This is a genomic window from Micromonospora sp. CNZ309 (genome assembly GCF_002846525.1).
This window is the reverse complement of the sequence record NZ_PJNG01000001.1, coordinates 4,835,621-4,856,182: the sequence shown is the minus strand read 5'-3', so window position 1 is coordinate 4,856,182 and position 20,562 is coordinate 4,835,621. Positions and strand designations below refer to the sequence as shown.

18 protein-coding genes are annotated in these 20,562 nt (G+C 73.3%); 5 read left to right on the top strand and 13 right to left on the bottom strand.

The features are described 5' to 3' along the window. Nucleotides 1-46: 46 nt before the first annotated feature. Nucleotides 47-1,915: an ABC transporter ATP-binding protein gene (locus CLT72_RS20425; protein WP_101413158.1), complete on the bottom strand. Its 1,869-nt coding sequence runs from the start codon at nt 1,913-1,915 to the stop codon at nt 47-49. Between the two features lie 183 nt (nt 1,916-2,098). Here CLT72_RS20425 and CLT72_RS20420 point away from each other — a divergent pair, with 183 nt between their 5' ends. The 3 genes from CLT72_RS20420 to CLT72_RS20410 all read left to right on the top strand — a co-directional run bounded on the left by CLT72_RS20420 (nt 2,099) and on the right by CLT72_RS20410 (nt 4,975). Next, nucleotides 2,099-2,593 carry a pyridoxamine 5'-phosphate oxidase family protein gene (locus tag CLT72_RS20420; protein WP_158242044.1) on the top strand — a complete coding sequence of 165 codons (495 nt, stop codon included), beginning with the start codon at nt 2,099-2,101 and terminating at the stop codon, nt 2,591-2,593. A 314-nt stretch (nt 2,594-2,907) separates the two neighbouring features. Then, a complete protein-coding gene (locus CLT72_RS20415) occupies nt 2,908-3,675 on the top strand; it encodes an RluA family pseudouridine synthase (RefSeq protein WP_101415286.1) in 768 nt (255 codons plus the stop codon). Nucleotides 3,676-4,024: 349 nt separating this feature from the next. Further along, on the top strand, nt 4,025-4,975 hold the full coding sequence (locus CLT72_RS20410; RefSeq protein ID WP_101413156.1) for an alpha/beta fold hydrolase: 951 nt from the start codon (nt 4,025-4,027) through the stop codon (nt 4,973-4,975). Here the strand turns inward: CLT72_RS20410 and fxsT are convergent. The 12 genes from fxsT to CLT72_RS20355 all read right to left on the bottom strand — a co-directional run bounded on the left by fxsT (nt 4,969) and on the right by CLT72_RS20355 (nt 18,760). Further along, nucleotides 4,969-8,871, bottom strand: a complete 3,903-nt coding sequence (gene fxsT / locus CLT72_RS20405) for an FxSxx-COOH system tetratricopeptide repeat protein (RefSeq protein WP_101413155.1) — start codon at nt 8,869-8,871, stop codon at nt 4,969-4,971. The genes CLT72_RS20410 and fxsT overlap by 7 nt on opposite strands. Further along, nucleotides 8,868-10,079 (bottom strand): TIR-like protein FxsC, encoded by a 1,212-nt coding sequence (locus CLT72_RS20400; RefSeq protein ID WP_350823045.1) that lies wholly within the window; start codon nt 10,077-10,079, stop codon nt 8,868-8,870. Before CLT72_RS20400 ends, fxsT begins: the two co-directional genes overlap by 4 nt. Then, nucleotides 10,066-10,743: a TIR-like protein FxsC gene (locus tag CLT72_RS20395; RefSeq protein WP_101413154.1), complete on the bottom strand. Its 678-nt coding sequence runs from the start codon at nt 10,741-10,743 to the stop codon at nt 10,066-10,068. The genes CLT72_RS20400 and CLT72_RS20395 overlap by 14 nt, the downstream gene beginning before the upstream one ends. A 77-nt stretch (nt 10,744-10,820) precedes the next feature. Next, nucleotides 10,821-11,618: an AAC(3) family N-acetyltransferase gene (locus CLT72_RS20390; RefSeq protein ID WP_374208812.1), complete on the bottom strand. Its 798-nt coding sequence runs from the start codon at nt 11,616-11,618 to the stop codon at nt 10,821-10,823. Next, nucleotides 11,615-13,960: an FxsB family cyclophane-forming radical SAM/SPASM peptide maturase gene (locus CLT72_RS20385; RefSeq protein ID WP_101415284.1), complete on the bottom strand. Its 2,346-nt coding sequence runs from the start codon at nt 13,958-13,960 to the stop codon at nt 11,615-11,617. Before CLT72_RS20385 ends, CLT72_RS20390 begins: the two co-directional genes overlap by 4 nt. 241 nt (nt 13,961-14,201) lie before the next feature. Further along, a complete protein-coding gene (locus CLT72_RS20380; RefSeq protein ID WP_101413153.1) occupies nt 14,202-15,104 on the bottom strand; it encodes a DUF4231 domain-containing protein in 903 nt (300 codons plus the stop codon). A 70-nt stretch (nt 15,105-15,174) separates the two neighbouring features. Further along, the gene (locus tag CLT72_RS20375) at nt 15,175-15,624 is read right to left on the bottom strand and encodes a SitI3 family protein (protein WP_101413152.1); all 450 of its coding nucleotides are present in this window, start codon (nt 15,622-15,624) and stop codon (nt 15,175-15,177) included. Between the two features lie 14 nt (nt 15,625-15,638). Beyond that, a complete protein-coding gene (locus tag CLT72_RS20370; RefSeq protein ID WP_101415283.1) occupies nt 15,639-16,061 on the bottom strand; it encodes a CdiA C-terminal domain-containing protein in 423 nt (140 codons plus the stop codon). Between the two features lie 194 nt (nt 16,062-16,255). Then, nucleotides 16,256-16,783 (bottom strand): DUF6244 family protein, encoded by a 528-nt coding sequence (locus CLT72_RS20365; RefSeq protein WP_101413151.1) that lies wholly within the window; start codon nt 16,781-16,783, stop codon nt 16,256-16,258. Nucleotides 16,784-16,957: 174 nt separating this feature from the next. After that, complete coding sequence (trpS, locus tag CLT72_RS20360; RefSeq protein ID WP_101413150.1) at nt 16,958-18,016, bottom strand: tryptophan--tRNA ligase; 1,059 nt, start codon at nt 18,014-18,016, stop codon at nt 16,958-16,960. A gap of 84 nt (nt 18,017-18,100) precedes the next feature. Next, nucleotides 18,101-18,277 (bottom strand): hypothetical protein, encoded by a 177-nt coding sequence (locus CLT72_RS31975; RefSeq protein ID WP_157747272.1) that lies wholly within the window; start codon nt 18,275-18,277, stop codon nt 18,101-18,103. A gap of 39 nt (nt 18,278-18,316) precedes the next feature. Then, nucleotides 18,317-18,760 carry a PRC-barrel domain-containing protein gene (locus CLT72_RS20355; protein WP_101413149.1) on the bottom strand — a complete coding sequence of 148 codons (444 nt, stop codon included), beginning with the start codon at nt 18,758-18,760 and terminating at the stop codon, nt 18,317-18,319. Nucleotides 18,761-19,047: 287 nt separating this feature from the next. Between CLT72_RS20355 and CLT72_RS20350 the strand changes: the two genes are divergently transcribed. Further along, nucleotides 19,048-19,515 carry a hypothetical protein gene (locus tag CLT72_RS20350; RefSeq protein WP_101413148.1) on the top strand — a complete coding sequence of 156 codons (468 nt, stop codon included), beginning with the start codon at nt 19,048-19,050 and terminating at the stop codon, nt 19,513-19,515. A 362-nt stretch (nt 19,516-19,877) separates the two neighbouring features. Further along, nucleotides 19,878-20,339, top strand: a complete 462-nt coding sequence (locus CLT72_RS32925) for an SCO4848 family membrane protein (protein WP_396803244.1) — start codon at nt 19,878-19,880, stop codon at nt 20,337-20,339. Nucleotides 20,340-20,562 lie beyond the last annotated feature (223 nt).

Sequence of the window (20,562 nt, the reverse complement as noted above, 5' to 3'; positions counted from 1 at the left end):
CAGTATTGGTCCGCCGCCCGCCCCGCGCACCTTGGGCGGCGGACCGTCAGGCCGGCACCGGCTGGTCGAACTGGGTCCGGTACAACTCGGCGTACCGGCCGCCCCGGGCCAGCAGGTCGGGGTGCCGGCCGCGTTCCACGATCCGGCCCTGTTCGAGCACCAGGATCTGGTCGGCGGAACGGATCGTGGAGAGCCGGTGCGCGATGACCACACTGGTCCGGCCCGTCAACGCCTCGCCCAGCGCCGCCTGCACCGCCGCCTCGGACGTCGAGTCGAGGTGCGCGGTGGCCTCGTCGAGGATCACCACGCGCGGGCGGGACAGCAGCAGCCGGGCGATGGTGAGTCGCTGTCGTTCGCCGCCGGAGAGGCGGTATCCGCGCTCGCCCACGACCGTCTCCAGGCCGTCCGGCAGCGAGCGGATCAGGTCGGCCAACCTGGCCCGGCGCAGCACGTCCCACAGGTCGTCCTCGCCCGCGTCCGGCCGGGCGTAGAGCAGGTTGGCGCGGATCGTGTCGTGCAGCAGGTGACCGTCCTGGGTGACCACCCCGAGGGCGTCCCGGATCGAGTCGCCGGTCAGGTCGCGGACGTCACGCCCGGAGAGCCGTACGGCGCCGGCCTCCACGTCGTACAGGCGGGGCAGCAGTTGCGCGATGGTGGACTTGCCGGCGCCCGACGAGCCGACCAGGGCGACCATCTGCCCGGGTTCGGCGCGGAACGAGATCCCGTGCAGCACCTCCTCGCCGCCGCGGGCGTCGAGCTTCGCGACGTCCTCCAGCGAGGCCAGGGAGACCTTCTCCGCCGACGGGTACCCGAAGCGGACGTCGTCGAACTCGACCGCCACCGGCCCGTCGGGCAGCGGCCGGGCGTCCGGCCTGTCCTCGATCATCGGCTTGAGGTCCAGGATCTCGAAGACCCGCTCGAAGCTGACCAGTGCGCTCATGATCTCCACCCGCGCGCTGGCGAGCGAGGTCAGCGGCGCGTACAGGCGCGACAGCAGCAGGGCGAGCGCGACGACCGCGCCGGCGTCGAGCTGCCCGCGGATGGCGTAGACGCCGCCCAGGCCGTACACCAGAGCCAGCGCGAGGGAACCGACCACCGTGAGGGCCGTGATGAAGACGGTCTGCAACATGGCGGTACGCACGCCGATGTCGCGGACGCGCCGGGCGCGGACGGCGAACTCGGCGGACTCCTCCGCCGGTCGCCCGTAGAGCTTGACCAGCGTGGCGCCGGGCGCGGAGAACTTCTCGGTCATCCGGGTGCTCATCGCCGCGTTGAGGTCGGCCGCCTCCCGTTCGAGCCGGGCCAGCCTGCGGCCCATCCTCCGGGCGGGCAGCACGAAGATGGGCAGCAGCAGCAGCGCCAGCAGGGTGATCTGCCAGGAGAAGGTCAGCATCACCGCGAGCGTGAGGACCAGCGTCACGGCGTTGCCGACCACGCCCGAGAGCGTGTCGCTGAACGCCTGCTGCGCCCCGATCACGTCGTTGTTGAGCCGCGAGACCAGGGCGCCGGTGCGGGTCCGGGTGAAGAACGCGACCGGCATCCGCTGCACGTGGTCGAAGACGGCCGTCCGCAGGTCGACGATGAGGCCCTCGCCGATCCGCGCCGACTGGTAGCGGGTGAGCAGCCCCAGCCCGGCCTCGGCGAGGGCGATGACGGCGATCGCCACGGCCAGCCGCACCACCGTCGACGTGTCGGTGCCGGTGACGATCGCGTCGACCACCCGCCCGGCCAGCACCGGAGCGGCCACGGTCAGCACTGCGGCCACGACGCTGCCCGCCAGGAACCACCCGAGCAGGCGGCGGTGCGGGCGGGCGAAGCCGCCGATCCGCTTGAGGGTCGCCTTCGAGAAGGGCCGCTGCTCGCGCTGATGCATCGCGTGGTGCAGGGACATCCACGCGGTGACTTCCATGCTCATGCCGCGAACCTAGAACCTGGAGTGAGGTTGAGGTCAAGCCGTTTTCCCGTGCGGGCACCGGGGCGGGTGCGCACCTTCCGACACTCCGCGCGCCGCCGGGCTGCCCGCTCGCGGAAAGGGGCGTCCGGCGATACCCTGCGTGCTGTGCCCGTCACGCCGTCGTCGTCGGAAGGGGAACCCCTCGTGAACCGTGAGCCGGTCGCGGAACCGTCCTTCGCCAGCGAAGGCGCCGAGCCGATGCCCTGGTCGCGGGCGCACGAGCGGCTGACGGAGGCGGGAGAGTTCTTCCTGTCCACCGTCCGTCCGGACGGCCGGCCGCACGCCGTGCCGTTGCTGGCCCTGTGGCTCGACGACGGCATGTACTTCTGCTCCAGCGGGTCCGCTCACAAGGTCGACAACCTGGCCGCCAACCCGCACTGCGTCCTGACCGTCGGCAGCCCCGAGCTGGATCTGTCGATCGAGGGCACGGCATCGCGGATCAGCGACCCGGCGACGCTGCGGCGCGTCGCCGAGGCCTACGGGAAGAAGTACGGCTGGGAGGTGACCCCGGTCGACGGCGGGATCGACGGCGACGGCATCGGACCGTCGCCGTACGTCGTCTTCCGGGTGACCCCGGCCAAGGTGGTCGGCATGGACAAGGGATCCGGCTTCAGCGCCACCCGGTGGCGGTTCGCCTGACGAAACCGGCCGGGCGCGTCGGCCGGGCATCCCGGCGGGATACGTCGGCCGGGCATCCCGGCGGCCCGGGGCGTCGGCCGGGCAGTCTGGCTGAGCGCCGGGGCGCGGTGCGGCGGCGGCCGGCGTCAGCCGCGGAGGGTGGCGGCGCGGCGGTCCGGGGCGCCGGTCGACCTCGGTAGGCGCGGTCGTCGGGTTGATATCCTCGCCGGGCCGGCCCACCTGGCCGGTGCGAATCCCGCTCCGCGCGGCACCGCTGCCCAGGCGCGCCGGCGGCGACCCGGAGCAGCTCAGGACAGTCGAGAGCCGAGGCGATGATGACCACCTTCAGTTGGTCGGAGCTTCGGCGCCGGCCCGTGTACGAGGACGACCACCTGCTCGTGCTCGACAAGCCCCCGGGCATCTCCGTCATGGGCGAGCGGCACACCGATTCCCTCACCGACCTGGCTGCCGCCGCCGGCGAGCCGGTGCACTGGGTGCACCGCATCGACAAGGTCACCTCGGGACTGCTGCTGCTCGCCAGGACGCCCTCGGCGCACGCGTCGCTGACCCGGCAGTTCGCCGACCGGGGTGCCGACAAGCGCTATCTGGCCTGGGTCGAGGGGGCGCGGCTGCCCGACCGGGGCACCATCGACCTGCCGCTGCGGCCGGGCCGCAAGGGCACCATCCGGATCGCGGGGGAGCGCGACGCCATCCGCTACGACGCCGAGCGCCGCCGCTTCGCGCTGCCGGAGTCGGCCGTCGACCGCTCCAAGCCGTCCTACGAGTCGCGTACCGACTTCGCGACGGCGCTGGTCAGCGGCGACCGTACGCTGCTGGTGCTCAAGCCGGTCACCGGTCGACGCCACCAGATCCGCGTCCACCTGGCCTGGCTGGGCTTCCCGATCGTCGGCGACCCGCTGTTCCAGCGCGGGCAGCCGGACCAGCGGACGTACCTGCACTCGTGGGGCTGCGAGATCACCTGCGACTGGCGGGACGAGCCCCGTAACCAGTTCTGGGCTCCGCCCGGCGAGGAGTTCCTCGACGTCTTCGCCGACGGCCGCGAGCCCCGCCTCGACGACGCCCTCGAGACGCTGGCCGGCTGACCCGGCGCGCGTCCCCACCTCGTGAGCCGCCGCACGCCGGCCCGGCGGACCACGCCGGCCCGGCGGACCACGCCGGCCCGGCGGACCACGCTGGCCCGCCGGCCCGCCGGCCGCCCACGATGTGGACCCGCCCCCGGCCACCCGGCGGAAGGGGCAGCCGGAAGTTCCAGCCCAGGGGGACCGTAGGTGTCGTTTCCGACAGATCCGGCCGCTTGTTCCCGCTCGGCATAGCGGCGTGGCGGGCTTGACCATTAGGCTCGATTGCTGAGTGGAGTCGCCGGACACATCGTCTCTACTCGATGCCGGGTTGCGAGTATTGGCTGGTTGCGGCACCGAAGGGCAGGACGGAGTGACCCGAGACGGCGAGCCAGGGGCCGACTTCGCCGAACGCGAGGACAGCAGACGCGTGGCGTACGAGGTGACCGGCGCGCCCGACGGCTTCCCCGTCTTCCTGCTCCACGGCACGCCCGGCAGCCGCCGTGGCCCGAAGCCCCGCGGCATCGTCCTCTACCGCATGGGCGTCCGGCTGATCGCCTACGACCGACCCGGCTACGGCGACTCCGACCGCCGCGAGGACCGCGACGTCGCCGACGCCGCCCGCGACGTGGAGGCGATCGCCGACCACCTTGGCGTGCAGAACTTCGCCGTCGTCGGCCGCTCCGGCGGCGGCCCGCACGCCCTCGCCTGCGCCGCCGACGCGCGGCTGCGCGGCCGGGTGACCCGGGTGGCGGTGCTGGTCAGTCTCGCCCCCTGGAACGCGATCGAGCTGGACTGGGTCAATGGCATGAACACCGGCAACGTCCGCGGATTCGGCGTCGGCAGCCCCGACACGGCCGCCGTCGTCGAGGAGATCCGCCAGCGCGCCGAGCGGGCCGCCGCGGATCCGCGACTGCTCCTGGCGGACCTGAGGACGGAGATGAGCACGGCGGACCGCCGGGCGGTCAACGACCCGGCCCTACGGCGACTCATCACCGACACCTACGCGGAGGCGCTCCGCTCCGGCCCGTACGGGTGGATCGACGACGTGCTGGCCTTCCGCCGCCCCTGGGGGTTCGACCTCGGAGCGATCGACACCTCGGCGACGCCGGTGCGGCTGTGGCACGGCGCCGACGACAACTTCTCCCCGGTCAGCCACGGCCGCTGGCTGGCCGCGCAGATCCCCGGCGCCGAGATGGAGGTGCAGCCCGGCGCGGCGCACTTCGACGCGGTCGAGGAGTTGCCGCGCATCCTGCGCTGGCTCGTCGACCCCGACGCGGCACTCGGCGCCGACCTGCTGATCGGCGCGCGACCCGGTCAGTAGGGGTGCGGGTCGAGCACCCGGCGCACGTACCGCCCGTCGCGCAACACCACGACGCTGGGATGGTGCTGCCCGACCCGGTTGGCGAGCCGGTCGGCGATCCGCATCCGCCCGATGCTCACCCGCCCGCCCGACAACGCCTGATGGGCGGTCTCCAGGTTGCCCCGCGCCCGCAGCGTGTCGGGGTGCTCGGGCCCGAGCACCTCGGTGAGCTGCTCCATCACGGCCCGCAGCCGGTCGCGGCCCTTCTCCGGCTCCCCGGCGAGGATGGTGAAGACCGCGACGTTGTTGGCCGCCGCCATGGCGAACGGATGCCGTTCGCCGAGCGTGGTGAGCATCGTCCGCGTCGTCGTGTCGGTGAGCGACCGGCCGGTGCCGGTGTCGCCCGCGTCCCACAGGGCCACGCCGAGGTTGATCCGGCAGACCAACGAGTACGGGTGCTCGGCGCCGAAGACCTGGACGAACTGCTGCTCCACCTCGCTCAGCTCCGTCAGGGCCTGCGCGTTCTGCCCCTGCAACATCAAGTTGGCCGTCCGGCTGAGCCGGCTGAACAGCGTGTCCGGGTTGGTCGGCCCGAGGGTGGCCAGCAGCCGCTGGTAGGTCTCGTCGAGCAGTTGGGCCGCCTCGGCGATGTCTCCGGTGCTGCGCAGCGACACGGCCAGGTTGGCCTGCGCGGTGAGCACGGCACGGGAGTGGTCGCCGAAGAGGTTCCGGTAGCCGGTCACCACCTCCCGCAGCAGCGCCACGGAACCCTCGTAGTCGCCGGTCTCCCGCAGGTCGCGGGCGAGGTTGTTGGCCGACACCAGGGTGTTCGGGTGCTCCGGGCCGAGCACGACCCGGAGCCGCCGGTTGGTGGCCCCGTCGAGGTCGAGGGCCCTGTCGAACATCCCCACCAGGCGGTACGACGCGGCGAGGTTGTTCGCCGCGTTGAGCGTGCGGCGGTGGTCCTCGCCGAAGACCTCGACCGACGCGGCGTACGTCCGCTGGGTGCGCTCCAGCGCCTCCTGGTATCGACCCAGGGTGCACAGGTCCGCCCCGTAGCCGCCGGCGGTCATCAGCGTGTGCGGGTGGCTGTCGCCGATCAGCTTCTCCTGCTGGCGCAGCGTGTCCTCGTCCAGCCGGTAGGCCTCCTCGAACCGCCCGAGGCTGCGCAGCAGGTTCGCCCAGTTGAACCGCAGGTGCAGCAGCTGGACGCGCAGCTTGCGGTGCTCCGGCCCGTCCGGCGGCAGCTCCTCCAGCAGCGCCGACCAGACGGCCTCGGTCTCCCGCGCGTACCGCTCGCCCTGCTCGTACCCGCCGCTGACGTAGATGTAGCGGACCCGGTCGATGACCAGCTGCCGGACGTCGTCGTCGTCGCAGGAGATCGCGCCGGAGCCGTCGAGGTGCGGCCAGAGCATCCGGAACCGTTGCCGGTTCGCCGGGTCCTCCACCTCGCCCGGCGGTCGGGACCCCGCGAGGATCTGGTGCACCTCGTGCTTGGCCGTGACCAGTTCGTCGTCGCTCATCCGGGCGCGCAGGGCGGTCTGCAACAGCCGGTGCACCTGCACCCGGTGGGCGTGCGGATCCAGCTTGATCAGCGCGAGCTTGTTCATCCGCTGCACCAGCGTCGCCGCGATGTCACGTTCGGACACCCGGTCGGCCACCCGCGCGGCGACCACCGGGTCGTGCGGGGCGATGACCCGCGCCACCTGGTCGCCGTAGAGCAGGTCGAGGGAGATCTCCGGGGCGAGCACCGACGCGAGCTGAAGCAGACGGTACGCCCCCGGGGACCCCTCCCTGAGCCGCTGCAACGGGAGGTCCCAGACCTCCGTCTCCAGGCCGGTGCGGCGCAGCCCGGCCAGGTATTCGTCGACCGGCGTGCGGGTGTCGGCCAGCCACGCCCCGACCGTCGCGACGAAGATCGGCACGTTCTCCACGGCGTCGGCGACCCGCTCGGCCTCGGCGACGCTCATCAGGTGCTCGCCCAGGCGGGCGCGCAGGTGCGCCACGCTCTCCGCCCGCTCGAACTCGTCGACGTCCACGGCCCGCGCCAGGTCGCCCCAGTCCGGGTTGCGGGTGGTGACCAGCACGTGCCCGTTGCCCTGCGGCAGGTAGGGCCGGACGTCCTCGTAGAGGTCGGCGTTGTCGAAGATGAGCAGCCAGTGCGGCGGCGGGCTGCCGTCGGCGCGGCGCTCGGTCTGGCTCAGCCGCTGCCGCAGCGCCCGGTTGGTCTCCGGGATCGTGGTCTGGGGCAGGCCCAGCTCCTCGGCGAGCTCCACCATCCGCACGTCGACGAACTGCGGCGGGTCGGCGGCGACCCACCAGATGATGTCGTACGCGCCCCGGAACCGGTGGGCGTACTCGATGGCGAGCTGCGTCTTGCCGAGACCGGGGCCGCCCCGCAGCGCGACCGGCGTCCCGCCGCCCGCGGCCTTCAGCTCCTCCCGGAGCCTGCGCAGCAGCTCCTCGCGCCCCGTGAAGCGGGCGTTGCGGGCCGGCGCGTTGAACACCCCGGCGCGTACGCCCGGGAAGCGGGCCGGGCGCAGACCGGCGGCACCCACCGTCCGGCCGACCAGCTTCAGCAGGTGGGTCGCCGCGTCCTCGGCCGTGAGGTCGTGCACGGACGTCCAGCTCCCGACCGGAACGTCCGGCATGGGCGGGGTGTCGTCGACGTGCACGGCCAGCCAGCTCGGCGCGGCCCGGTCCTCGGGGCCGGTGCGGGAGCGCTGGGCCGCCAGGTAGGCCCGGGAGACCAGCCGTACCTCGCGGAACGCCGTGCCGGCCGGCTCAGGTGCCGGCCCGTCCAGCACGGCGGTCACCACCCGGAGATCCGCGGAGTTGAGCACCGCCTGCGCCCACTCCGCCCAGATCTGGTCCTCGGGCGCGTGCCGGAGCAGGATCAGCTCGTCGACGACCGCCGGCTTGCGTTCGAAGCGCTGCACCGTCCGGCGGCGCAACTGGTCGTCCATCCGGGGCAGGCCGGTGATCCTGCCGTTGGTGATGTGGCTGGTCAACGTCTCGTACGCCGACAGCAGGGTGGTGCGCCCGCCCGGCTCGTCGCCGAAGGTCGCCAGCGTCTCCTCGTAGGCGTAGTACGCGCGGTAGGGCACCTCGACGGTGAGCCAGTAGGCCTGCCGCTCGCTGTCGGTCATGCCGCCCGGCAGGCCGGTGAACTTCTGCATGGCCAGCGACCGCCCGGCGTCGCGCTTGCTCTTCTCCCCGTCGTCGACCCGCATCGGCACGGGCAGCACCCGGCGGGCCCGGCGTCCCTCGTAGTCGCGCACCCGGGCGGCCACCGCCGCGGCGCCGTCGATGCCCTGGTCGCTGAGGGTGAAGCAGTCGACCAGGACGTCGGGCAGGTGGATGGTGCAGATCTCGGCGACGTCGCTGATGCCGGTGCGGCTGTCGATGAGCGCGTAGTCGTAGTGCCGCTTCATGTCCTCGCGCAGCGCGTCGAAGAACTGCGCGCCGCCGAGCCGGTTGTAGAAGTTGTCCCAGTTGAGGCCGGTCACGCTCGTCGCGTAGTCGGGGTTGTGCCGGCCGGCCAGCAGCAGGTCCAGGCTGCCGCCGCCGGGGAACTCCCAACCCACCGAGAACGCGTAGCGGTGGACGCGCGCGTACTCCCGGTGCCAGTCGCCGGGGCGGGGGTCGGCGCCGGTCTCCTCGCGCCGGCGGGCGTTCTCCCACTCGTAGTCGAGGATCAGGTCCATGACGCCGCCGGTGGTGGCGACCTGCTCCGCGTCGAGGAACGGGGCGTAGAAGCGGTGCAGGCCGGGAGACTCCAGGTCCCAGTCGGCGACGAGCACCCGCTGGCCGTTCGCGGCGAGGATCCAGGCGGTGTTGGCCAGCGCCATCGTGCGGCCCGTACCGCCCTTGTAGGAGTAGAAGGTGATGACCTGCCCTTCGCGCGATGGCGTCATCGCTCGTCCTTCCCTCGCGTCGTGTCGAACGGCCGCAGCGGCGGCAGGCCCGGGCCGGACCCCGTCGGTCCGTCGGGCGACCGGGCCGGGCGCAGGCTGGGCCTCGGGGTGACCGGGCCGTCCGGCGGGTCGACCGGGCCGTACCGGAGGAACTGTTTGCGGGCCTCGGTGACCAGCAGCGGGGTGCAGCGCTCGAACTCGTCGATCGCCCGTACCGGCATGACCCGCGGGAACCCGGCGCCCTGCAACGTCTCGGAGACCGACTCGGGCGCCGTCTCGCCGCGCTCGTGGTCGGCGGCGATGACCAGCGGCACGACCCAGCGGGGCAGGTCGTCCAGCGCCGACCGGATGGCGGTCGCTCCGGTCGCGGCGTCCACCAGCACGACGGTGGGGCTCCGCGGCGCCAGGGCCCGGGCCGCCGCCAGGTCGACGACCCGGGTGGGCAGACCGAGCCGCTCGGCGGTCGCGGCGACGTAGTCGGCCACGGCCAACTCGTGCTGCCCCGCGTAGGGCCGCCACCGTGCGTGGTCGGTGAGGGTGGTGACGACCAGCGCCGGGCCGACGCTGTCGGGCACCGGATGGCTGGACAGCGTCGCCGCCCGGGACCGGGCCAGCGGCTGCCGCTCCGCCACCGTGACGATCCGCTTCGCCAGCGCGTCGAGGACGCCCAGGTACTGGTCGTGGTAGGCGCTGAGCTTGCAGAGGGCACGCAGGCCGTTCTCGGCGTAGTCGGCCCGGTGGTTGGCGTCTTCGACCAGGTCGAGGGCCCGGGTCGTCTCCGGCCGGTCGCCCCAGGACGGCAGCGGCAGCCACAGCACCGGCACCAGGTGCCGCTCGGCCTGCGCCGGCGCGAGCCGGGTGAGCCGGCTGCGGAACGACTCGCGTTCGCCCAGGGCCCACGCGTTGCGGAAGTAGTTCGGCGAGTGCAGCGGCACGAAGACGTGCGCGAGGCTGAGCGCGTCGGTGAGCGTCTGCCGCAGGTCGGCGCCCGGGCTGACCTGGCCGTCGTAGAAGCCGGCGTCGAGGTCGCCGCCCCTGGTGGCGGCGTTCCGGACGGCGGTGGCCAGGTCGTTGAAGAACCGGTTGACCCAGTAGTCGGTGTCCGGCCGGACACCGGCCGACAGCGGCACCGAGTGCGCGTAGCTGAGGAAGAAGTAGGTCTCCCGGCGGGACGCGCCGCGGGGCGGGGCGGGGTCAGACCACGTCATGTCCGCCCTCCTCGAACGTGGTGCGCAACTGCCGTACGTCGGCGGGGACCTGGGCCTGCACCCAGTGCGTCTGGTAGGCCCGGGCGATGCGCTGCGCCAGCCGCCAGACCACCGCGTCGTAGGCGGCCTTGCCGGTGTCGCCGAGGCTCAGCAGGCCGTAGATGCCCTCTTCGTGGTATTGCGGGGCGATCTCCGGGGGCAGCCGGGTGGGGGTGAACATCTGCCGCCGCGACACGGCAGCCGGCAGGCGGCGACGCTCCACCAGGGACCAGTTCACCGGAATGACCGGCGTCTCCCCCGCCGACGGCTCGGCGCCCGGCCGGGTCAGGATCGGCCGGCGGGTGAACGCGTCCCACTCCCGGGCGCACCAGTCGCTGTTGAGGTAGTGGGTGGAGATCAACGGGATGAAGACCTGGCAGTGCCCGGCGGCGAAGGCGAGGTCGTCGGTCCACACCTGCCCTCCGTCGAGCATCCGGTCCATGAAACCCGCCGTGCGCCCAGGGCCGAGGCCGAGCAGCTCGACGACGTGGTCGGACAGGTCGACGAAGAGCTGGAAGACCTTCTGGTTGGTGTCCCGGGGTGCCGCGACCTGGTTCTTCTTGTGGGCGTAGCTGAGGAAGAACACGGGGGCGCTCTCGTCCTCCCAGAGTGTTTCCTCTGCCACCTGAGGCTCCCGACCGGTGCGGCGACTCCCGACCGTCCACAGTATCGAGCGCGGCCAACTCTCCGCTGCCCCGCCCGTCACCGCCGGTGCTCATCCATCCACTCCCGGGCGAAGTCGACGGCCACCCGGACACCCACGAGCCGACAGTCGGCGCCGCCGACCCGCCCGCGCCGCACCGCGCCGGTGTCCGTCAGGGCCAGACCGATCAGCGGGAAGTCGGTGTCGTGCAGGTCCGGGGCCCGGAAGTCGCGCCGGACCCGCCGGCCGGCGGCGTCGCGCACGTAACACCGGTACGCCCGGTCGGCCGGCGGCCGGCGCAGCCGGTACTCGGCCAGGTGGAACGCCGTGCAGACGGACCAGTCGACGCCGAGCAGCAGCACCACGGCGTCGGCGGCGTAGAGCGCGCCCAACGGAGAGCGTTCGCCGAGGTGGCAGTCGAGGTCGTGGACGGCGGTCAGCCGGGCCGCGTCGGGGCCGAGGGCGGCGAAGGACGTCTGCGGGTGTCGGCTCCGCGCCGCCCCCGGCTGTAGGCGTACGTGCTCGGCGAAGACCCCCATGCCCTGGGTGGGGCTGTGCTCCGGGTCGAACGGCGCGATGGCCGCCTCGGCCGCCGCGACCTCGGCGGCGCTCATTCCGGCGGTCGCCGCCCGGAACGGCCGCGACGTCGTCGAGTTCCCGGCCGTCTGCGCCGGTACGACCACCGTGCCCGACCCGCCCAGCACGTCCCGCAGGGCGGCCAGCAGGGCGGCGGGGCCGCCCGCGAGCCAACCGACGCGGGACAGGGCGCAGTGCACCAGCACGGTGGCCCCCGGCGGCAGTCCCAGCGCCCGCAGGTCCGTCGCCAGCGGGTCGCGCCGGAGCAGACCGGCGGTCACGACCACCCGTCCACCGTGGCGCGCATCCCCCGGACGAACCGCTCGCCGGTGGCGGTCAGCGCGTCGACGCCGAGCAGGGCGTCGAGGGCCCCGTCGGTCCACGCCCGGTAGCGACGGAAGTGGCCCCCGGCGGCCGGGCCGGGGCGGTGCCGCCACACGTCGGCGACCGCCAGGCGGGCGTACGCGCCGTGCAGCACCTCCGCCAAGGGGCGTGGCTCCTCCCGCCACGGCACGCGCAGCGTCCGGTTCCCGTCGCGCTCGAAGAGGGTGCAGACGTCCCGCACCGCGCCGAGCTTGAGGTGCTGCACCTCGTGGACCAGCAGCACGGCGAGGGTGGCGTCGTCGGGTACGGGCATGACGGCCACCGCGCCGAAGGCGGCGCCGGCGGCGGCACTGCGGGAGCGACCGGCCGGCGCCGCGCGCAGCGGCACGACGGCCCGCAGCAGGGTGCGGACCCCCGCCGCGTAGCCGGGCGCCTCGGCGTCGATTCGCTGCACCGCCCGCTCCACCTGCCGCGTCCACCGCAGCGCGGCGGCGCCGGACAGCCGAGGTTCGACCGGCAGGTCGTAGCACTCCCGGTGCGGGTCGGTGTCCTCCAGCAGCAGCCGGTCCCCGCCCACGCGGAGGGACCGCACCGGCAGCCAGCCGTCCGGCCCGTCCTCCCGGGCCGGGTCGTCGTCGTGGCCCGCGTCGGCGGTGACCCGCCGCCCGGGCAGCCGGACGTCCCCGTCGTCGGTGACGAGCCGGACGACGCCCCGCTCGCAGCCGACGGCGAGCGCGCCGAGCGTCGGCAGGCTGACCACCCCGTCGCGCACCGGGACGGGCAGGTCGGCCCGGACCCCGGCGCGGACGGCGGCGGCCGCCGCGACGCACGCCAGGTAGGACAGCTCGGCCGCGCCGTCGCGGCAGCGCCGGGCCCAGCGGCGTACGAAGGGATGGGCCAGCACGGCGCGGACGGCGTCGGGGTGCGCGTCGTCGAGGTGCACCAGCAGCCGCCACCCGTCGGCCGCTACCGGGTCGCCCGCGACGCGCTCGCTGAGCGTGACCAGCAGGGCGCGCACCATCGCCAGGTGGACGGCGGCGAGCTGTGCCGCCGAGGCCGCCGTGCCGGCGCCGGAGGCGAGGTCGTCGAGAACCCGCTCGTCGAGCGGGTCGGCGGGCCGGGTCGGCTCGTCGGCGACCGGGGCCGCCGTCACCACCCGGACGAGCTTCAGCAGGTCCGGGCAGTAGGCGGACGGGTTGTCGAAGCCGCTGCCGGCACGGTAGCGGTGGGCGTAGAGGCCGCCGCCGCAGTGCCGGACCACCGGGCACGCGCGGCAGGTCGCGCAGAGGCCGGCGAGACCACTCTGTCGTACGGCGATCGCCGGGTGGGCCGCAGCGTCGTCCACCCGGTGCCGGAAGACGTCCAGGCCGGTGGCGGCGGCGCCGTCGAAGGCGGACTTGAGCGAGTCGACCTGCTCGAAGGTGCCGTCGGTCTCGACGACGACCAGGTCGGCCGGGCTGAGGCCGACCGCCTCGCTGCGGCTGCCGTGGCCGGACGCGGTGGAGAGCAGGGACTCCAACAGGCGGATCGGCACCGGCCGCCCGTCGGCCAGCCAGCGCCGGTGGACCGCCAGCAGCCAGTCGGCGTACGGCGTGGTGTGCCCGTCGGGCCGGGCGGGCGGGTTGTCCCAGTTGGCGTGCGGCAGCAGGAAGTCGACGTGCGGCGGCTCCTCGGCGAGCAGCGCCTCGTACACCCGGATCGGGTCGTTGGCGAGGTCGACGGTGCAGAGGATGCCCGCGTAGCTGGTGCGGTAGGCGGGGCTGCGCAGCAGCGACAGCGCGCGCAGCACCTGCCGGTGGCTGCTCGACCCGTTGGCGTGCCGGCGGTGCCGGTCGTTGGCGGCCCGGTCGCCGTCGAGGGAGATTCCCACCTTGACGTCGTGGGCGACCAGCACCTCGCAGGTCGCCGGCGTGAGCAGCACACCGTTGGACTGCATCCGCAGGTCCAGCCGGGCCACCGGCTCGATGACGCGGCGCAGGGCGGCGGCGGTGGCGTCGAGGCGGGCGGCACCGGCGAGCAGCGGCTCGCCGCCGTGCAGCACCACCCGTACGCCGTCGAGCCGGTGCGCCGCCGCGTGCTCCGCGATCCGCTCCGCGACGGCCCGCACGGTGGCCGGGGCCATCATCCGGGGCTGGCGTCGCCAGGACTGGTCGGGGTGTTCGTAGACGTAGCAGTGGTCGCAGGCGAGGTCGCAGCGGCTGACCAGCTTGAGCACGTACTGCGTCAGCGGGGCGACCCGGTCGGTGGGTCGGCGACCCGGCTCGGCCGGCTCAGATCGCAGAGTTGAAGGCCGCGACATCGACACGGGCCGGACGATCCTCCCTACGGCTGGTCACGCGGGCGACGGAACGGGCCCGGTCGAGCGGGATGCGGCCGAGCGGGGTGCGCCGGAGGTCGTCCAGCGGCGGCGGGCTGAGATCGGGCTGGCGTGCGGTGCGATTCACGTCGGTTCCCCAATTCAGTCGGGAGTGGACGGACGGCCGCCCACCGCGACGGTCAACGACGACTATCGACGATGCTATATGGCACAACCTGTGATGTCACGGCTGCGCAGCGCCATCCTGCTCGATCGTCCGCGCCATCCAGCCCTCGTTGGACAGCGAGATGATCCGCTCGGCCTCGGCGACGAACGCGTCGTCGTCGGCCCAGCCCAGCCCGGCCTCCCGGGCCGTACGAAGCCGGGTGAGCTGGTCGGCGGTGCGGGCGTACTCGATCTGGTGGTGCTCGTACTGCTGGGCGGAGCCGTAGCCGACCAGCGCGGTGGTCACGGTCGCCGCGACGCCGATCCAGGCGGTGAACCCGAGGTTGTCGCCGAGTACCCCGACCGTCGCGGAGACCAGGGCGGCGGCGATCGTGAGGCCCGTCGCCGCGTACCGGACCCGCCTGGCGGCGCGGGCCATCCGGCGGGCGGCCGGCAGGTAGTAGGCGTCGATCTGCCGCTGCACCCGTTCCGTCACGTACGTCGCGATGTCGGAGACCGCCGGCAGCGGGCGTGCGGCCGGCGGCGTGTCCAGGGTGCGGCCGACCAGGTCGCCGGCGTCGTCCATGAGCGCGTCGAACCGGCCGAGCAGGACGGCGTCCCGGTTCGGGCCCCGGAACGGGGCGACCCCGGCGAGGTAGCGGTAGGTGTCGGCCTTCAGCGCCTCGGAGACCGAGCGGAGCCGGGTCCACGCGTGCACCGCGTCGCGGGAGGCCCACCGGGCGGCCAGCGGCACCACGAGCAGCGCCGCCGCCGCGACGATGGCGAGCGCCCGGCCCGCGCCGGGACGAACCGGCCCGAGCTGGTTGGCCAGGGTGCCGCACACGGCGGCGCCCACGGTGAGCCCGGCGACTGTCAGGCGCGCGCGGATGATGACGCGCTTGGCCTCGCCGGACGCCCGTGACCAGGCCGCCTGCCGCTGCCAGACCGTCGCGACCGCTGTCGGGACATCGAAGTTCGCCACGATCCGAATGGTAGGACGGCCGCGCCCGTGCGACGGGGACCCGAAAGGCCGAGCGGGCCGGTCCGGCGGGTCAGCTGGGCAGGAAGCTGTCGTACGCCTCGTCGTACCAGTCGGCCTCGTTGTGCCGGCGGAGCACACCGTCGACCCGGGTCAGCAGCAACCAGTTGTCGTTGAGCACCAGCGCCGCGTCCTCGGGCCGGTCGGCCAGCACCCGGCCGACGGTCCGCAGCATGTGCGGCCTGCCCTTCTCCCCCAGCGTGTCCTTGCGCATGTGGAAGTCGATGTCGACGTAGGTTGCCGGTTCCCACTCCCACGCGACGCCGCCGTCATCCTCGGCCCCGTAGTAGCCGTGGCTGCCGGCGACGATGCTGACGGCGTAGCCGCACGCCTCGTTCAGGTCCGCGCTGAGCATCCGGTCGCCGGAGTATGTCGTCGTCTCGGTCGCCCCCGGCGCGACCAACTCCGCCAACTGCTCCAGCGGGACGTCGCCAGCGAGCGTCAGTCGGTAGGTGATGGACATGTACTCGGCCTTTCTCAGTCCCGCCGCACGATCTCGACGATCATGCCGCTTCTGGTGACCGCCACCAGCTCCTTCAGCGCCGGTACCGGCCAGTCGTCGAACTGCTTCTGCAGGGCGGTGAGGTCTCCGCGCCAGTCCTGGAGGTTCAGCACCACGCGTTGGGTCTGCTGTCGCTCGACCTTCTTGACCACCGCGCTCCAGACGGAGCGGGTCGGTGCCGAGGAAGTGGGAGCGTAGCAATCGAAGACGAGCCCTTCGACCAGGTAATCCGGTGACCTTCCCGGACCGACGACGTCGCCGGTCTCCCTCTGCGCAGCCACGATCTCCTGCTTCGTGGGGTTCTGGTGCACCCGGTAGCCCTTGTAGGCGATCGTGTCGGCGGTCTCGTTCTCCAGTTCCAGGCTGCGGCGTTCCGTAGGTCTCTCCTTGGGTGATATTCGGGTCCGTGGTCCGGTCGGCGTGCCGCCGGGGGTGTCGGTGGCCGGCCTGGTCCAGGGCGTCTGGCCGTCGGTGCCGTCGCGCGTGGGCTTCGCGTGGACGGGCCCGTGGTCGGTGGTGGCACCCGAGAAGGCGGTGCTGGGGGCGGGGCCTGCGGTGCCGGGGCTGGTCGGTGTGTCGCCGCCAGCCCCGCTCAGTTTCCCGCGGAGCCCAGCTGTCGGGCCTCGCCGATCGCCGTTTCGACCGCCTGCCGGGCGGTGGCGGTGCGCTGGGCGACCAGGCTCAGGACCTGCGTGATGCTCTCCAGGGACTGCACGAGGGGGCCGGGTTGGCCGCCGTGCAGGACGGTGGTGACGAGTTGTCGTGTCTCGCGGACCTGCGCGATGGTGGCGGCGGCGGTGTCGCGGATGCCGTCGCACGCGTTCTGCACGGGAGTCAGGCCGGTGATCGTCTCGTGCGGGCTCGCCTCCTGCGGGACGGCCGCGGTGCTCGTCGCGGCGTCGCCGATGGTGGTCGCGAGGCCGCCCAGGCCGCCGCGGACGGCCGAGATGCCGTCGCGTACCCGGGTCAGGCCCGCCGCCACGGCGGCGAAGCCGGCACCGGCGGCGCGCAGGGCCACCTCCTGCGCCTGGTTGTCGGCGGCGGAGGCCAGCGCCTGCGCCCTGTCGACGCCGGTCGCCAACGCGCGCAGCTCCCCGGTGATCTTCTCGATGTGCGACACGCGGCCGACTCCCCCGATCGACGACGATGAGACACCGAGAAACTAGCGACATGTGCCCCGGGCCCGCCAGGCCATTCGGGTGGGGCGGGGCCGCGTCGGACGGGCCGCCTCCGCCGCCTGCGCCGCCACGACGCGGCCCGCCTCCCGCAGCGTCCGCTCCCGTCGTACGCCCGCTCAGGCCGGCGTGGCGGCGGCCTTGCGGTGCCGCTCGGCCCGGCGACGCACCTGCGTGTACGCGCTGGTCAGGCCCATCGCCCGGCGGACCTCGACGAGTGTCTGCCGCACCTCGCGCCGGGTCCGTTCCGTGCCCTCGAAGATCAACTGGTCGACCAGTCCGGGTTCGGCCTCGATGCGGGCCCGGCGTTCCCGGATCGGGTCCAGGAACCGGTCGAGCGCGACGGCCAGCTTCTCCTTCACCTCCACGTCACCGACCCGCCCGGCCCGGTAGCGCTCCTTGAGGTCGTCGACCTGCGCCCGATCGGGGTTGAAGAGGTCGTGGTACGCGAAGACCGGGTTCCCCTCGACGGTGCCGGGCACGTCGGCGCGGACCCGGTTGGGGTCGGTGTACATGCCCATCACGGCGCGGCGGACCGTCGCCGAGTCGGCGGAGAGCGCGATCGCGTTGCCCCGGCTCTTGCTCATCTTCATCCGGCCGTCCGTGCCGACCAGGGTCGGCGTCTCGGATGCGATCGCCTCGGGCACGGGGAACACCTCCCCGTAGAGGTGGTTGAAGCGCCGGGCGATCTCCCGGGTCACCTCCACGTGCGCCGCGTTGTCCTTGCCGACCGGGACGACCTGCCCCTTCACGCACAGGATGTCGGCGGCCTGGAGCACGGGGTAGCCGAGCAGGCCGTAGGGCATCTCCTCCTTGCCGGCGTCGCGGGCCATCTCCTTGAGGGAGGGCACGCGCTCCAGCCGGGGCACCGTGACCAGGTTCTGGAAGAGGGTGTTCAGGTCGCCCACCTCCGGGATGGCCGACTGGAGGTAGAAGGTGGCGCGCGCCGGGTCGACGCCGGCGGCCAGGACGTCGGTGACCATCTCCCGGGCGTTCGCCGCGACCCGCTCGATGTCCTCGCGGGTGTTGCGGGTGGTCAGCATGTGCAGGTCGGCGATGATGAAGAAACTCTCGTAGCGCTGGTGCAGCCGCACCCGGTTGGCGATGCTGCCGACGTAGTGGCCGAGGTGCAGCCGTCCGGTGGGGCGGTCCCCGGTGAGCATTCGTGCGACGGACATGGTGGTACGCCTTTCGTGCCTGGTGGAAGAGGTGTGCGCGGGCGCGCGCCGACCGGTATGTGCTCCGGGTCGGTCAGGGTCGGCTCAGCGAGCCGAGCGCCATCGCGCGCCGTCGCGGAACCGCAGTCCGCCGGCACGAAGTACGTCGATCATCCGCTCGCGGCCGTCGTCGGAGCGGGTCGGAGAGGTGGTCACGACGCCGAGCGGGAGGCCGTCGACGGGGTCGACGGCCTCCGGCGCATAGCTGATCGGCCGGACCACGCTTCCCACGGTAGCGGGTCCGGCCCTGCCCGCTCAGCCCTAGCGGTAGCTCTCCCGGTAGTAGTCGCCGATCCGGTCCCGGTAGCCGGGCTCGCCGTACGCGTCCGGATCGAAGGCCGGCGAGTCCTTCACCTGATCGCGGGTGCGGTCCACGTGGACGGTGCGCTCCAGGTGGTCCACCCGCGTCACCGTGCCGGCGGGCAGCAGGACCTTTCGGCCGAAGATCCACGGCCCGGTGTCCACCACCAGCCAGCGGGCGTCGGTGTCGTCGCTGGCCTCGTCGACCGAGCCGATCCGCCCGTCGGTGGCCTCCACCCGGTAGCCGACCAGGTCGAGCGGGGTGCCGGGACCGGGGGCGTCCGGCCCGTCGCCGCCGGGCTCCGGCCCGTCCGGCGGGGCTGAGTCGGGGTTGGCGCCGGAATATCCGCCGGCGAGGGCGGACGGGTCGCGCCAGGTCCAGGGATTGAAGGTCGACGGCTGCACGGGGCACCTCCGATGACGGTCTGCGCCGGTCCCGGAGGGCAGTGCCCCGCCCGCGCCCGCGGGAAACAACGCGCAATTTTTGGTTCACTGGAACGTCTCCGGTGCGAAGTACGTCATATTCGCCCGACGTCGATGAACGGAGTGTTCCGGCCGCAGGTGGGAGCGGCGGAAACTGTGGGCGCGCACATTCGCCGGCAATGCGAGGTGTCCATCCGGCACATTCGTTCCGCCGCTGCGGGCCGACCATTCTGGTCCCGCATCTTCCGCCGAGAGAAAAGGGGACACGGATGTACCGCACCATTCGCCGGATCGGGGTCGTGCTCGCCGTCGCGCTCGGCCTCGCGGCCGGGACCGGCGCCGCCGCGCAGGCCGCCGTCGTCAACCCCGTCACGCCGCAGTCGCTCTGCGGGCTCGGCTACGGCGTCCTCGACCAGGACCCGATCCGCCACGCGGAGACCGGCGCTCCGCTCGGCACCGTCTACCTGCTGTACCACCCGGTCACCGGCTACGGCTGCACCGTCACCGTCAAGTCCGCCTACGTGGGCGCCCCGACCCGCACCCAGGTCTACCTCGCCGCCCAGTACCTGCCGACCCGGATCGACGACGGCGACAGGTTCTGGGCGGCCGGGCCGACCCGGGCGTACGTCAGGGGTGGTTGCATCATCTGGGGCGGTTTCATGGCCGACGCGGGCGGCACGATCCATTACCACGACCGGGCGAACCCGGCGATCGGTGGCATCGGCACCTGCTTCTGAGGAAGCGGTCCGGGAGGTCCGTGACCACGCGGGCCTCCCGTTCCGGGACCGCGTAACCGAATTGTCGACCGTCGTTGAGAATTCGCCCGACGGGCCCCGTTGCGCCGCCGTTATCGTCGGTCCGATGGGGCGGATGCGGGGCGTCCACGAGCGGCCGGCGGGACTGACGTACCAGCCGGAGCTGATCGAGCCCGACGAGGAGCAGTCACTGCTGACCGCGCTCGCGGCGTTCGACTTCCGGGAGGTCCGCATGCACGGACGGATCGCCCGGCGGACGGTCCGCAGTTCGGCTTCGACTACGACCACGGCTCCTACCAGCTCACGGCCGCCCAGGCGCTGCCCGTCGAGCTGCACGGGGCCTGTTGCGCTTCCAGCAGGGCACGGGCGACGACCGCAAGGTGTACGAGGTGGAGCTGGCGCCACAGTCGGCGCACGTGCTCGCCGGCGCGGCCCGGGAGCGCTGGCGACACAGCATCCCGCGGTGCCCGACCTGTGTTACTCGATCACCTTCCGGCAACTCCGCCATCCCTGACGCTGACGCGCTGGCATACTCGGCGGCCATGGTGCTGTCGCGAGGCTGGGCCCTCTTCCTCACCGGGGTCGGAGTCTGGACCTGGGTGATCTGGCCGAGGTTCGCGGTCGCCATCTGGAACGATCCCCGGTCCTGGTCCTCCGGCACCGTCGGGGAGTTCCCGGCCACCGGCTTCCTCTGGATCCACGCCCTGCTGATCGCGGCGTCCCTGCTCATCGGCACCACCGTCGGTGTGCTCGGCGTCCGCGCGTGGCGGGTGGCCCGCCGGCGAGCTGTGGACCCGGTCTCCTGACCAGGCGGGATAGTGAGCCGGTAATGGTGTGACGGGCGCCGCTACCCCCCGATTTGACGTTCAAACCAGCAGACGCGTAACTTTCTCTCTGCCAGCGCGGAACGGGGCAAACAGGGCGAAGGTCCTGGGGGTGCCGAACCGAGTTGGTGCCGGGCCGGACAGGGTGGCAAACCCTGGAGGGCGCGGTCCGGGCGGGGCTCGCCGAAACTGCCGCGAGGCGGAT